Origin of the sequence: Pseudomonas sp. NPDC077408 (genome assembly GCF_050269105.1) — a bacterium.
Taxonomy (GTDB): domain Bacteria; phylum Pseudomonadota; class Gammaproteobacteria; order Pseudomonadales; family Pseudomonadaceae; genus Stutzerimonas.
Genome location: NZ_JBNNHS010000002.1, coordinates 540105 through 555025 on the forward strand (window position 1 = coordinate 540105; position 14921 = coordinate 555025).

The 14921-nt window shown below is 61.3% G+C and carries 9 protein-coding genes; 8 read left to right on the forward strand and 1 reads right to left on the reverse strand.

The window, feature by feature from the left end; translation table 11 throughout:
• Positions 1-15: 15 nt before the first annotated feature.
• Complete coding sequence (gene fni / locus ACQKEK_RS07520; RefSeq protein ID WP_499141853.1) at positions 16-1065, reverse strand: type 2 isopentenyl-diphosphate Delta-isomerase; 1050 nt, start codon at positions 1063-1065, stop codon at positions 16-18.
• 118 nt (positions 1066-1183) lie between these two features.
• Here fni and ACQKEK_RS07525 point away from each other — a divergent pair, with 118 nt between their 5' ends.
• The 8 genes from ACQKEK_RS07525 to ACQKEK_RS07560 all read left to right on the forward strand — a co-directional run bounded on the left by ACQKEK_RS07525 (position 1184) and on the right by ACQKEK_RS07560 (position 14917).
• A complete protein-coding gene (locus ACQKEK_RS07525; protein WP_128121644.1) occupies positions 1184-2089 on the forward strand; it encodes a polyprenyl synthetase family protein in 906 nt (301 codons plus the stop codon).
• 120 nt (positions 2090-2209) lie between these two features.
• Positions 2210-4012 carry an acyl-CoA dehydrogenase gene (locus ACQKEK_RS07530; RefSeq protein WP_128121643.1) on the forward strand — a complete coding sequence of 601 codons (1803 nt, stop codon included), beginning with the start codon at positions 2210-2212 and terminating at the stop codon, positions 4010-4012.
• 191 nt (positions 4013-4203) lie between these two features.
• Positions 4204-5949: a potassium/proton antiporter gene (locus tag ACQKEK_RS07535; RefSeq protein ID WP_216707058.1), complete on the forward strand. Its 1746-nt coding sequence runs from the start codon at positions 4204-4206 to the stop codon at positions 5947-5949.
• A gap of 109 nt (positions 5950-6058) precedes the next feature.
• Positions 6059-9361, forward strand: a complete 3303-nt coding sequence (gene mscK / locus ACQKEK_RS07540) for a mechanosensitive channel MscK (protein ID WP_499141856.1) — start codon at positions 6059-6061, stop codon at positions 9359-9361.
• Between the two features lie 80 nt (positions 9362-9441).
• Positions 9442-10902, forward strand: coding sequence for a protein adenylyltransferase SelO (gene selO, locus ACQKEK_RS07545; protein ID WP_499141857.1), 1461 nt, complete (start codon positions 9442-9444; stop codon positions 10900-10902).
• A 281-nt stretch (positions 10903-11183) separates the two neighbouring features.
• The gene (locus ACQKEK_RS07550) at positions 11184-11702 is read left to right on the forward strand and encodes an Hcp family type VI secretion system effector (RefSeq protein ID WP_019339876.1); all 519 of its coding nucleotides are present in this window, start codon (positions 11184-11186) and stop codon (positions 11700-11702) included.
• A 258-nt stretch (positions 11703-11960) separates the two neighbouring features.
• Complete coding sequence (locus ACQKEK_RS07555; protein WP_499141858.1) at positions 11961-14072, forward strand: type VI secretion system Vgr family protein; 2112 nt, start codon at positions 11961-11963, stop codon at positions 14070-14072.
• Entirely contained in the window at positions 14069-14917 is an 849-nt protein-coding gene (locus tag ACQKEK_RS07560) for a DUF4123 domain-containing protein (protein ID WP_499141859.1), read from the forward strand. The genes ACQKEK_RS07555 and ACQKEK_RS07560 overlap by 4 nt, the downstream gene beginning before the upstream one ends.
• The last annotated feature ends 4 nt before the right edge of the window (positions 14918-14921 follow it).

Sequence of the window (14921 nt, forward strand, 5' to 3'; positions counted from 1 at the left end):
AAACCTGACGACACATCACAGCTTGGACGGGTCGAAGGGTGCCAGGAGCGGCGCCTTGGCCAGCTCCGCCAGATTGGCCGAGCCCGTACAGAAGCAGGCAATGCGCAGCTGCTCGATCAGCACCTGGAAATGCTCGACCACGGCTTCTGGTCCGATCAGCGCTGCGTCCAGCACGCCGGCAGCCTGCCCCACCAGATTGGCGCCCAGACGAATCGCCTTGGCCGCATCGATGCCGTCACGAATGCCGCCGGATGCGATGAGCTGAGCAGCGGGGCACGCGCGGCGAACAGCCGAAATCGCCTGCGCGCTGGGAATGCCCCAGCCGGTGAACGCTTTGGCAATGGCGCGCTGCTGCGGATCCAGGGTTCGTTCGGCCTCTACCGCCGCCCAGCTGGTACCGCCGGCACCGGCGACGTCGATTACCGATACGCCGGCATCGAGCAATCGCTGCGCCACGCTTGGAGAAATGCCCGCACCCACCTCTTTGGCTACCAACGGCACCGGCAAGCGCAAGGCCAGTGCCTCGAGCGCCGCGTACACGCCTATCCAGTTGCGATCACCGCCAACCTGCACTGCTTCCTGCAACGGGTTCAGATGGATGATCAGGGCATCGGCCTGAATCATGTCGACGGCGCGCTGCGCCTCATCCAACCCGTAGCCGGCAACCAGCTGCGCCGCTCCGAAATTGGCCAGCAGAGGGATCGACGGCGCAAGTTCACGCAGGTGCCGGGTCAGCCCCTGATCGGCATCGGTCTCCAGCGCGATTCGTTGCGAGCCCACCGCCAGGGCAATCCCCAGCACCTCGGCGGCCTCGGCCAGGTTTCGATTGATCTGGGTCGCCCGCGCCGCGCCGCCAGTCATCGAGCTGATCAGCAGCGGGGCTGAGAGGGGTCGGCCGAACAGCACGGCGCGAATATCGATGTCGTCGAGACGCAACTCCGGAACCGCGCAGTGCTCGAAAGTCAGGGCAGCGTAGCCTGGATCGACGGCGGAACAGGCGCGGCGCGGGTCGAGAACGATGTCCAGGTGGTCGTTCTTACGTTCCGCAATAGTTTCTTTAGTCATGCAGCGCCTCGTTCGATGACCTTATGTGGACGGTAGTGGTCATTAAAAGTGCCAAGACTTATACACTCTGTACAGGTATTGTCACGATATCTAACGAAAAACGATACAGGAGGTCGTCATGGCCATCGCTTTGCCGGACACGCACCACGACTTCGGACAGACAGTCAGTACGCTGCGTGCACAGGTTGACGAACGGCTTGGCCAGTGGCTACCGCTAGCGCCCCCGCAAGATGCCATCGCCACCGCCATGCGCGAAGGCACCCTCGCGCCGGGCAAGCGTGTCCGCCCATTGCTGCTGCTATTGACCCTCAAGGATCTGCAGCAGGACGCGACGGCCTTCGATGCCGGCCTCGACCTGGCTTGCGCCCTGGAGATGGTGCACGCCGCCTCACTGTTTCTTGATGACATGCCGTGCATGGACAACGCCGAGCTGCGCCGTGGCCGGCCGACCATTCACCGTGAGTTCGGCGAAGACGTCGCGGTCCTCGGATCGGTCGCCCTGCTCAGCCAAGCATTCAGCATAGCCGCCTCGACAGCCAGCATCGACGCGTCGACGCGCAATCAACTGGTACGCCTGCTGTCGCAAGCTACCGGCGCGCAGGGCCTGGTTCGCGGCCAGTTTCACGATCTGCGTGAGGGGCAACGCGCGCGCCCGCTCGAAGCCATCGCCCATACCAACCGCCTGAAGACCTGCCCGCTTTTCACGGCTGCGGTGGAGTCCGCTGCGCTGCTGGCCGATGCCAGCGCGAGCTGCACGCGCCATCTCAACGGTTTTGCCACCGAACTCGGGCTTGCCTTCCAGCTCCTCGACGATCTGGCCGACGGGCTCAGCCCTCAGCAGATCGGCAAGGATTCCGGCAAAGACGCCGGCAAAAGCACCGTGGTCGCCCTGCTCGGCCCCGAGGCGGCGCGCCAGCACATCGAAGAACATCTGGCACGTGCCGAACAGCATTTGATCGACGCAGGCATCGGCGACGGTCACCTGGCACAGCTGCTCGAATATTTCTGCGCGAAGCCACACTAAGCCCGCCCAGGCAACCCCCAGAAGACGCTGCTGTGTCGACCCATCACTCGAATGTATGGTGCTAGGCAGCCGTCTCGCCGGCTCCTTAGACTCGAGTGCATGTAAACGGAGGATTTTTCCATGCCCGAGACTCTGCTCTGCCCGCGTAACCTGGCATTCGAACTCTACGAAGTACTCGACGCCGAAGGCTTGACCCAGCGCGAACGCTTTGCCGACCACAGCCGCGAAACCTTCGATGCGGCCATCGACACCGCCCGCAGCATTGCCGAGAACCTCTTCGCCCCGCACAACCGCAAGGCAGACGAGAACGAGCCGATCTACAAGGACGGCGAAGCGGTGCTGATTCCGGAAGTGAAGCCTGCCGTCGATGCGTTCATCGAGGCCGGCTTTCACAACGCGTCGCGCAGCTTCGACGATGGCGGCATGCAGCTACCCAACCTGCTTTCACGGGCCTGTTTCGCGCACTTCCAGTCGGCCAACATCGGCACCTCGTCATACCCGATGCTGACCATGGGCGCGTCGCACCTGATCGAGGTGTTCGGCAGTGACGAACAGAAACAGCGCTTTCTCCAGCCCATGCTTGAAGGCCGCTTCTTCGGCACCATGGCGCTGACCGAGCCGCACGCCGGCTCTTCCCTGTCCGACCTGCGCACCCGTGCCGAGCCTGCCGGTGACGGCTCCTACCGCCTGAAGGGCAACAAGATCTTCATCTCCGGTGGTGATCATCCGCTGTCGGAAAACATCGTGCACATGGTCCTGGCCAAGCTGCCCGACGCCCCGCCCGGTGTGAAAGGCATCAGCCTGTTCATCGTGCCCAAGTTTCTGGTCAACGATGACGGTAGCCTCGGCAAGCGCAACGACGTGATCCTGGCTGGGCTGTTCCACAAGATGGGCTGGCGCGGCACTACCTCCACGGCGCTTAACTTCGGCGACAATGGCAATTGTGTTGGCTATCTGGTGGGTGAGCCGCACAAGGGCCTGTCGTACATGTTCCAGATGATGAACGACGCGCGTATCGGCGTTGGCATGGGCGCGATCATGCTCGGTTACGCCGGCTACCTGTACTCGCTCAACTACGCGCGGGAACGGCCACAAGGCCGCCTGCCAGACGGCAAGAACCCGGCATCGTCGCAGGTCCCGATCATCCAGCACACCGACGTCAAACGCATGCTGCTGATGCAGAAAGCCTACGTCGAAGGCGCCTTCGATCTCGGCCTCTATGCCGCGCGTATCGTTGACGAAGAGCAGACCGCAGGGACCGAGGAAGAGCGCAAGAGCGCCCACGAGCTGCTGGACCTCCTCACCCCGATCGTTAAATCCTGGCCTTCGGAGTACTGCCTTAAAGCCAACGAGATGGCCATTCAGATCCTGGGCGGCCATGGCTACACCCGTGAGTACCCGGTTGAGCAGTACTACCGCGACAACCGGCTGAACCCGATTCATGAAGGTACGCACGGCATCCAGTCACTCGACCTGCTGGCACGCAAGCTGACGCAGAACGGTGGCGCCGGGCTGCGCCAGTTGCTCGGTCTGATCCAGGGTACCTGCAAGCGCGCGGGCGAGTTCAGCTCGCTGGATGCGCTGCGCCAGCCGTTGGAGCAGCTCCTGGCGCGCCTGACCGAGGTCACCCAAGCGCTGCTCGGCGACCTGATGGCTGGCAAGATCAACCAAGCACTGGCCAATTCAGCGCTGTACCTCAAGGTATTCGGTCACGCCGTGATCGGCTGGCGTTGGCTGGAGCAGGCGATTCGCGCCGAACAGGGGCTGGCGAAGGGCAACGAGGCGGACGTCGATTTCTATCGCGGCAAGTTGCAAGCTGCACGCTACTTCCTGACGTGGGAAGTGCCGAGCTGCCATCACGAACTGGATCTGCTGGCCGGTCGTGACGACACCTGCCTGACCATGCAGGAAGACTGGTTCTGACCTGGCGCCCGACACGCTGTACGTGTCGGGCGGCCACAATCACTCAAGACGCCGTTTATCGGCGCCCCCTCCTTATCCGAAACGCCCGTCGCTCCGCCGGGCTTTTTTGACAGCACGTCAAAACCGCGGGTTAGAATCGCTGGCATGCAGCCTGCATGCTTGCCAGCAGTACTAACCTTCGGAGAGCGCGTTTGGATATCGGCAACATCAACCAACTGTTCTTTGTCGGTGCTCTGTTGGTTGCGGCGAGCATCCTGATGAGCTCTCTGTCGACACGTCTCGGCGTGCCGATCCTGGTCATCTTTCTTGCGGTCGGCATGCTCGCGGGCGTCGACGGTATCGGCGGCATCGTCTTCGACGACTACTCGCTGGCCTTCCTGATCAGCAACCTGGCCCTCGCGATCATCCTGCTCGATGGCGGCATGCGCACCCGCGCCGCCACCTTCCGCGTCGCACTCTGGCCGGCGTTTTCGCTGGCAACAGCCGGAGTGGTCGTCACGTCCGGCCTGACCGGTCTGGCTGCAGCCTGGCTATTTGATCTACCCATGATGCAGGGCTTGCTGATCGGCGCGATAGTCGGCTCGACGGATGCCGCCGTGGTGTTCAATCTGCTCAATGGCCGCGGCCTCAACGAACGGGTCGGTTCAACATTGGAAATCGAGTCGGGCAGCAACGACCCGATGGCGATGTTTCTGACCGTCGCACTGATCGACATGCTCGCCTCCGGCCAGACCGGCTTTGGCTGGGGCTTCTTCATCAGCCTGCTGCAACAGTTCGGAATCGGCACCCTGCTTGGCTTGTCCGGCGGCTGGCTGCTGCTGTATCTGATCAACCGGCTATCGGTTGCCGATGGCCTCTACCCGCTGCTGGCAGTGGCCGGCGGCATCATGATCTACGCATTGTCCGGCGCCATCGGCGGTAGCGGCATCCTCGCGGTCTACGTCTGCGGTCTGCTGCTGGGTAATCGCCCCATCCGCAACCGCCACGGCATCCTGCACATGTTCGACGGCCTCGCCTGGCTCAGTCAGATCGGCATGTTCCTGGTGCTCGGCCTGCTGCTCACACCCAGCGAGCTGCTGCCCATCGCCCTGCCGGCGCTGGCACTGTCGTTGTGGATGATTCTCTTTGCCCGTCCGCTGGCAGTGTTCATCGGGCTAGCACCGTTTCGCAGCTTCCACCTGCGCGAGCGCCTGTTCATTTCCTGGATCGGCCTGCGCGGCGCAGTGCCGGTGATTCTTGCGGTATTTCCGCTGATGGCCGGGCTGGAGAACGCCCAGTTGTTCTTCAACGTGGCGTTTTTCATCGTGCTGGTTTCGCTGCTGCTTCAAGGCACCACGCTGACCTGGGCGGCGAAGAAGGCCAAGGTCGAGGTGCCGCCCTCTCCGCTGCCGATCTCCCGCGCTGGGTTGCAGATTCACACGACCAGTCAGTGGGAACTGTTCATCTATCGCCTGACCGCCAAGAAGTGGTGCATCGGCGCCGCGCTGCGTGAATTGAAGATGCCCACTGGCACACGCATCGCAGCCCTGTTCCGCGGAAAGGCACTGCTGCACCCATCGGGCAGCACGCGCCTGCAAGTCGACGACATCCTTTGCGTCATCGGCCACGAAGAAGACCTTCCGGCGCTCGGCAAGCTGTTCAGCGAAGCCCCGCAGCGCGGCCGAGACATGCGTTTCTTTGGCGACTTCATACTTGAAGCCGAGGCCGAGATGAGCGCCCTTGCGGCCCTGTATGGCCTGAAACTGGGCGAAGTCGACGGCAGTCAGCAGATCGGCGACTTCATGGCCGAACGCGTCGGCGGCAAGCCAGTTACGGGCGATCAGATCGAATGGAACGGCCTGACCTGGACCATCGCCGCCATGGAGCATGGCCAGGTGCGCAAGGTTGGCCTGAAGTTTCCCGAGGGCAACAAACCCGGTCCATCGCTGCATTTCTGAAGCGCTGTACAGCCGCGACGCACCGAGCCAGAGCGTTCCGATCTATGGGCTCGCCTCGGCCTTCGGCAGCCCTTAGACTCCGCACTCTTTTCTTCACTCGATAATGTTCATGGCACCCTTGCGTATCTTCTTGCTGGCGACCCTGCTCGCCTTCGTTCCCGCTTCCGCATTCGCTCAATCCATTCCAGGCCTGACCGGCACCAAACCGGCCGCCGAAGAGGCGAAACCTGCACAGCCAAGCGCTGACGAACGTGCTCAACGCCTTGCGGAGCAGGCCGCGACCGCGCAGCAGCGACTGACCGAACTGAAGGCCGAACTCGCCAGCGCGCCGAAGGAAATCGCCGAGTCCCAGCGAGATCTGAGCAAACTCAAGAGCAGCGACACCAGCGATCTGGTCGAAAAGCTGGCCAAACTGAAGATGCCGGCCCTCGAGCAACGCCTGGCAGAGCGTGTCGAGGAGTTATCGACCTGGCAGACAGCGCTGACCGCGGCTAACAGCATGATCATCAGCGCCCAGACGCGTCCCGAGCGCGCTCAGGCCGATATCAGCAAGTCGCAGATGCGGATCGACGAGATCAACAACCTGCTCAAGGCCGGCCGCGAAAACGGCAAGCCACTGAGTGATGAACGCCGCGCCCTGCTTGCGGCGGAAAAGTCTGCCCTCAACGCGCAGATCGAACTACGTCGCAACGAACTGGCCGGCAACAGCTTGCTGCAGGACCTAGGCATTGCCCGCCGCGATCTGCTGTCCGAGCGCATCGCCCGTGCCGAGCGCGAAACCATGGCGCTGCAGACGGCCATCAACAACAAGCGCCGGGAAGAATCCGAACAGACCGTCGCCGAATTCTCGCTAAAGGCCGAGAAGACCGGCTCCGACAAGCTGCTGCCGGCCGAAAGCGCCGAGAACAAGCGTTTGTCTGGCTACCTCTTGCGGGCCACCGAGCGGCTCAACGACCTCACCCAGCAGAACTTGCAGACCCGCCAGCAACTCGACACGCTCAACCAGGCCGACCAAGCACTGGAAGAACAGATCGCCGTTCTTGAAGGCAGTCTGCTGCTGTCGAAGATCCTCTCGCAGCAGAAGCAGGCCCTGCCGCAGCTCTCGCTGGATAGCAACCTGGCGGATGAGATCGCTGATATTCGGCTCTATCAGTTCGAGCTGAACCAGCGCCGCGAAGCCGCCGGCAACGTCGAAGACTATGTAGAACAACAGCTGGCCAGTCAGCCTCCCAGCGAGGTGACTCCCGAATTACGCAGTGCGTTGCTGGAGCTGGTTCGCACGCGCAGCGAGCTGCTCGATCGACTCAACCACTCGTTGAACGCTCTGCTGAGCGAGTCGATTACGCTGCAGCTGAACCAGCGCCAACTGCAGAGCAAGGCCGAAGCCCTGCGCAATACGCTGGACGAGCAGATGTTCTGGATCCCCAGCAATCGGCCACTCGATCTGGACTGGTTCAAGAACGTGCCCACGCTGCTCGACCGGCAGCTGCGGGCGATGCCCTGGGGCTCGGTGTTCGAAGCCTTAGGCGCAGGCCTGCTGGAGCGGCCACTATTCTTCGTTCCGCTGTTGCTGATGATCGGCGTGCTGCTCTGGCGCCGTCAGGCGATCAACACCAAGCTGGATTCGCTGAGCAGCGACATCGGGCACTTCCGTGACGACAGCCAGCTGCATACGCCGATGGCGCTGCTGCTGAATCTGTTGCTGGCGCTGCCGGGCGCATTGTTTCTCGCGCTGTGCGGTTACCTGCTGCAGATGGACGGGCGCGGGCAGAACGACGCCCTCGGCGCCGCGTTCTATCAGATGGCGCAGGCCTGGTTGGTGTTCTACAGCGCGTATCGGATGCTCTCGCCCAATCGGGTCGCCGAAACGCACTTCGGCTGGTTCCGGCCGCAGGTCACCTTCCTGCGCAACGAAATCCGACGGCTGGGGCTGGTGGTTATGGCCCTGGTGGCCGTGGTGGCGATTGCCGAACATCAACCGGGCAATCTAGTCGACGATGTGATCGGCATCGTCGTGGTCCTGGTCTGCTTCGCCCTGATGAGCTGGCGCCTCACGCGCCTGTTGCTGAAAGGCCCGGCCAGCCAGAACGCTTCACCGCTTCAGCGCTTCATCGGTCTGCTGTTCAGCCTCCTGCCGCTGGCGCTGATCCTGGTGGTGGGTTTTGGCTACTACTACACGGCGCTGAAACTGACGGGGCGCTTGATCGATACGTTGTATCTCCTACTGGCCTGGATCGTCATCGAAGCGACGCTGATTCGCGGGCTGACCGTCGCTGCTCGCCGACTTGCTTACCAGCGTGCCCTGGCCAAGCGTGAAACTCAGCCCGACGAGCCCACAGACAGCAGCGAGGCAAGCGGTGAGGGCGGCCTCGATATCGAGCAGGTCAACCAGCAGTCCCTGCGCCTGACCCGCCTGGCGATGTTCGGCCTGTTCTTCGCGGTGCTCTATTGGGTCTGGGCGGATCTGATCAGCGTGGTCTCCTACCTCGATAACGTCGTGCTCTACGAATTCGTCAGTGGTGCTGGCGACACCGCCACGACCAATGCCATCACCCTTAACAACCTGCTTGGGGCTCTGCTGATCGTCGCCATCACGGTGGCCCTGGCGCGCAACCTGCCGGGTCTGCTGGAAGTGCTGGTGTTATCAAAACTGCACCTGGCGCAGGGCAGCGCCTATGCCACCACGACGCTGCTGTCGTATCTGCTGGCCGGCATCGGCTTCGTCTCCTTCCTGTCGACGCTTGGCGTCAGCTGGGACAAGCTGCAGTGGCTGGTGGCCGCACTCTCGGTTGGCCTGGGTTTCGGCATGCAGGAGATCTTCGCCAACTTCATTTCCGGTCTGATCATCCTCTTCGAGCGTCCGGTGCGGATTGGCGATGTGGTGACCATCGGCAATCTCTCAGGCACAGTCAGCCGGATTCGAATCCGTGCCACCACCATTACCGACTTCGACCGAAAAGACATCATCGTCCCGAACAAGACCTTCATCACCAGCCAGCTGGTGAACTGGTCCCTGAGCGACACCATCACCCGCGTGACGATCAAGGTCGGCGTCGCCTATGGATCCGATCTGGATCTGGTGAAAAAACTGCTTTACAAGACCGCGAATGAAAACCCGCGGGTATTGAAGGAACCGGAGCCACTCGTATTCTTCCTGACCTTTGGCGAGAGCACGCTCGACCACGAGCTGCGCGTCCACGTACGCGACCTCGGCGACCGCAACCCCGCCACTGATGAGATCAACCGGGCCATCGACCGCGAATTCGCCAAGGCTGGTATCTCGATCGCCTTCCGCCAGGTCGATGTATTCCTGAAAAACTTCGACGGCAAACAGCTACACCTGGGAACCGCGCCACGGCTCGCTCAGCCCGATAACCAGGGCGCTACGCCGCCCACCGACAGTCAGGCCTGAGGAACGTCACCTCCTTTCCCGGCCTCCAAACACAAAGCGCGCCCGCACAGGGCGCCGAACCGCAAGGTGCCGGAGCCCCCGTGAAGACGCTTACCGAGCTGAATTTCGACAACCGCTTCGCCCAGCTGGGCGAGGTTTTTTCCACCGAAGTCACGCCCCAGCCGCTCGAAAATCCGCGCCTGGTAGTGGCCAGCGAAGCCGCCATGGCCTTGCTCGATCTCGACCCGGCAACCAAGGACGATCCGCTGTTCACCGAACTGTTCGCCGGCCACAAGCTCTGGAGCACGGCGGAACCACGGGCGATGATCTATTCCGGCCACCAGTTCGGCAGCTACAACCCGCAACTAGGCGATGGCCGTGGTCTGCTGCTCGGTGAGGTGGTCAACGAGGCGGGCGATCATTGGGATCTGCACCTCAAAGGCGCTGGCATGACGCCCTATTCCCGCATGGGTGACGGCCGTGCCGTGCTGCGTTCATCAATCCGCGAGTTTCTTGCCAGCGAGCACCTGCACGCGCTGGGTATTCCCAGCTCCCGCGCGCTCTGCGTGACCGGGTCGGAGACACCGGTTTACCGCGAACGCCAGGAGCTAGGCGCAATGTTGATGCGCCTCGCGCCCAGCCACGTCCGCTTCGGCCACTTTGAATTCTTCTACTACACCAAGCAGCACGACGAATTGAAGAAGCTGCTTGATCATGTTGTCGAAAACCACTTTTCAGAATGCCTGGAGCATCCAGAGCCATACCATTGCTTCTTCCGTGAAGTGCTGGAGCGCACCGCGGAAATGGTCGCCAGATGGCAGGCCTATGGCTTCTGCCACGGGGTGATGAACACCGACAACATGTCGATCCTAGGCATTACCTTCGACTTCGGACCTTACGCCTTTCTCGACGATTTCGATGCGCGCTTCGTCTGCAACCACTCCGACCATGCCGGCCGGTATTCCTACGAGAACCAGGTTCCGATTGCGCACTGGAACCTCGCCGCGCTGGCGCAGGCGCTGACGCCCTTCATCGCCATCGAGCAGCTGCGGGCGACCATGGACCTGTTCCTGCCGATCTACGAAACAGTGTGGCTCGATCTGATGCGCAAACGGCTCGGCTTGCAGACCGCTGAGGAGAGCGACAAAGAGCTGATCCAGCGCTTGCTACAGCTGATGCAGAGCAGCGCCATCGATTACACGCGCTTCTTCCGCGAACTCAGTGACAGCCATCCAGAGATGGCTCTGGCTCGGCTGCGTGAAGATTTCGTCGACATCAAAGCCTTCGATGAATGGGCCGCGACCTACCGCCAGCGTTCCGAGCGCGAAAGCGTCGATCACGAGGCGCGCCGGACCCGCATGCAGGCAGCCAACCCAAAGTACATTTTGCGCAACTACCTGGCGCAAAAGGCAATCGAGGCCGCCGAGGCAGGCGACTACGGCCCGGTGCGCGAGCTGCATGGGGTGCTTAGCCGCCCCTTCGACGAGCAGCCAGGCATGGAGCACTACGCCGAGCGCCCGCCGGAATGGGGCAAACACCTGGAAATCAGCTGCTCGTCCTGAGCCATGGCGCTGCGCAGAATGCTGCGCAGGCTTTGGCTTGGGGCGATCGACCTGTAGTTATGAAGCGAGCAATGGCGGGAGCTAGAGACACATGCGCCAAATATTGCGCAACTGCGGGCAGGATGTTGCCCAACTAAATGTGAGCGATGGCGCAGAGCAGACGGCCGGGACCACAGCGGGAAATCCTAACCTATTGAAAAATAAAGATTAAATATAGCTGGCACGCGCCTTGTACTTATTCTGCTGCCATTCTGGCATTCAACAAGGCAAGGAGAGCGTTCATGCCAACACCCGCGTATCTGTCCCTCGAAGGCACCAAGCAAGGCCTGATCACCGCAGGCACTTTCACCGAGGACTCGGTCGGCAACATTTTCCAAGAAGGACACGAAGATCAGATTCTGGTGCAGGCTTTCCAGCACCAGGTCATCATCCCGCGAGACCCTCAGTCCGGCCAACCCACCGGCCAGCGCGTGCACAAACCCCTGATGATCACCAAGGTGTTCGACAAGTCGTCGCCGCTAATCTTCAACGCTCTGACCTCGGGTGAACGCCTGAACAAGTGCCGCCTGGAGTGGTACCGCACCTCCTCCACCGGTACTCAGGAGCACTACTTCACCATCGAACTGGAAGATGCGGTGATCGTCGACGTGCAGTCGCGCATGCCCAACTGCCAGGACCCGAACATGTCCCACTTCACCCATCTGGAAGATGTGTACTTCACCTACCGCAAAATCGTCTGGACCCACGAAGTCTCCGGCACTTCCGGCTCCGATGACTGGCGTACCCCGATCTCGGCCTAAGCCTTGATCAGGCCTCGCGGCCACGGTTAATCCACATCGGCCAGGTTTACCTGGCCGATGCGTTTCTAGCTGACGCATTCGGCAAACAACGTAGTGCTTCACACGGATATTTCGCCAAAAGGGCGAGAATAGCTGCCAGATTTCTGCGGAACTGGATGCCTCTCCAATCCGCGCTACGGCACGCCAGAAATACAGGCGATGCCGCCTTGCGAACCGTTACCGGCTCGCCGCCATGGACTGGTTACAAAGGAACAGGGAATGTTCAATTCGGCTAACGACACGCACTTCAGCCTCGCGATTGAAGGCGCTCAATATCATTTGCAGGTACTCGAATTCAAAGGTCGAGAGGCCATCTCGCAGCCCTTCGCGTTCGACCTCGAACTGGTCAGCGAGCGCTCCGATATCGACCTGGAAAGCCTGCTACATCAGCGCGCCTTTCTAGCCTTGTCGCCTGCTGGCAAGGGTATCCATGGCTTGATCTACAGCGCAGCGCAAGGCAACTCCGGCAAACGCCTGACGCGCTATCGCGTCACCTTGCGCCCACAGCTAGCCTATCTATCTCACCGCACCAACCAGCGCATCTTCCAGCACCTCTCGGTACCGCAGATCATCGCCAAAGTGCTAGAAGAGCACGGCATTCTCGCCGGCGACGGCCACCGTTTCGATCTTGGGCCGGTGGTTTATCCCAAGCGGGACTACTGCGTTCAATACGATGAAACGGACCTCCAGTTCCTCCAGCGCCTCTGCGAGGAAGAAGGCATTCACTACCACTTCCAGCACAGCGATGCCGGCCACATGCTGGTCTTCGGTGATGACCAGACGGTATTTCCGACACTTGCCTCGGTTGCCTATCAGCAGGACAGCGGTCTGGTTGCCGATGAGCCGGTCATCAAGCGCTTTGGCGTGCGCGTCGAAACCCGCACCGGCCGCGTCACCCGCCGCGATTACGATTTCGAGAAGCCCCGTCTAACCATGGAGGCGGCGGTTAGAAGCAACACCCAGCCCGACCTCGAGGATTATGACTATCCCGGCCGCTTCGTCGACCGCGAGCGAGGCAAGCACCTATCCCGGCGCGCGCTGGAACGCCATCGCCACGACTTCGAACTGGCTGAGGGTGAAAGCGACCAGCCGCTGCTGGTCAGCGGCCACTTTCTATCACTCAGCGATCATCCGCGCAGCGACTGGAATCAGCTATGGCTGCTGACTGAAGTTTTCCACGAAGGCAAGCAACCTCAGGTGTTGGAAGAGTCCGTCACTGATTCTTCAGGCATCGCCGCGCTGACGCCCTTCCCCCTAAGTGGCGAAAGGGAAGCCCGGCTAAGTGATGAGAGGTCCCTTGCAAACAACGACTTCACCCAAGGCTACCGAAACCAGTTCACCGCGACACCTTGGGCCGCTCCCTTCCGCTCCGCACTTCGCAACCCCAAACCACGCATCCTCGGCAGCCAGAGCGCGATCGTAACCGGCCCGGCCAGCGAAGAGATCCACTGCGACGAATACGGCCGAGTGAAGGTGCAGTTTTTCTGGGACCGCGAAGGCAAAGCCGATGAGCACACGAGCTGCTGGCTGCGCGTGTCATCCAGTTGGGCCGGCGACCGCTACGGCGGCGTGGCCATCCCACGCGTCGGCATGGAAGTGCTGGTGACCTTCCTCGAAGGCGACCCCGACCAGCCCCTGATCACCGGCTGCCTGTACCACAAGGAAAACGCCGTCCCTTACGACCTGCCTGCGAACAAGACCCGCAGCGTGTTCAAGTCCCTGAGCAGTCCGGGCGGTGGCGGTTACAACGAACTGCGCATCGAAGACCGTAAGGGCGCCGAGCAAATCTACCTTCACGCCCAGCGCGACTGGGAAGAGAACATCGAACACGACCAGAAGATCCGCGTCGGCCACGAACGCCACGACACCGTCGAGGCCAACAGCTACAGCGAATTCCGCGCCGAAGAACACCGCACCACGCACACCGACCGCCGCAGCGAAGTCAAAGCAGACGACCACTTGACCATCGGCAATAACCAGCACGTCAAGATCGGCACCGGCCAGTTCATCGAAGCCGGCGACGAAATCCACCTCTCCAGCGGACTCAAAGTCGTCCTCGAAGCCGGCAGCGAGCTGACCTTCAAGGCCGGTGGAAGCTTTATCAAGCTTGATGCTGGTGGCATCACGATGGCTGGGCCTTTGATCAGGATGAACTCGGGTGGAAGTCCGGGGAAAGGCTCGGGCGCGGCGCCGATTTTGCCTGGGCAAGTTAGGCCGGCGGATGTGGATATGGCGGGTAGGCTGCTGATACCTGCCCAGCGCCAGGCGTTATTGCGAACGACACCAAGGTGTGAGATATGCGAGCGAGCCAACCTGGAAGCCGAAGCATGAGCCGCAATTTCCTGCTCGTGGACGGTGTGCTTCGTCAGGACGCCCTGCAATGGCTTTATGGGGTAGGGGAGCCTATCGAGGTCATTCCTCTCTACAGCGGCACCCGCTGGGACGGCGTCAAAGAGCTCGGCCCAATTCTGGTTGGTCTGGACAGCCATTCGTCCTTACTGGGTGAATGGCGAAGCAGCCCCTCTCTTCAGCGCCAGACCAGCAGAATACAAAGCTCGTCATCACTGAACGATGTCGCCGATCACCTGAGCCAGTTCATCACCATCACGGACAATTTAGGTAGCTACAGCCTCTTCCGTTTCGCGGATCCGCTGGTGACTTCTTACTGGCTGAACAGCTATCCCCAATCTGCTTATCAAACTCTTCTGGGCCCCATAATCGAATGGCTCGTACCCCTACCCCCGCCTAACTGGGCTCCCTCGCATGCAGTCGAATGGCAGTCCTATCGCTCACAGCCCAACAGCTCCAGATTGGAAGGCAAGCTCAACCATCTCATTGATGATCAGGTTAAGGCGCTCGAACAGGCCTATCGGCGCAGCTTCAAGGAGCGGCTATACGGTTGGTTGATCGAAGATTACCCCCAAACCTTATCAGGGCTTGGTGAACAGGAGCGAGGCCAATGGCTGGAACAACGCTTGCTCGATGCCGAAGCCTGGGGACTGGTCAACGAGCGGAGCATTGCGATCTGGCTCGAGCGCTGCGCCTGCTGGGGCGATAACTTCGCTACACGCTCCGATAGCCCTTACCAGGCCTGGTTAGCTAGGACACCAGATGCCCAGAAACTACCGCCAGAACGGCGTATTCAAGCCCTGGACGAAGACTGCCTTGCCGGCTAAAGGA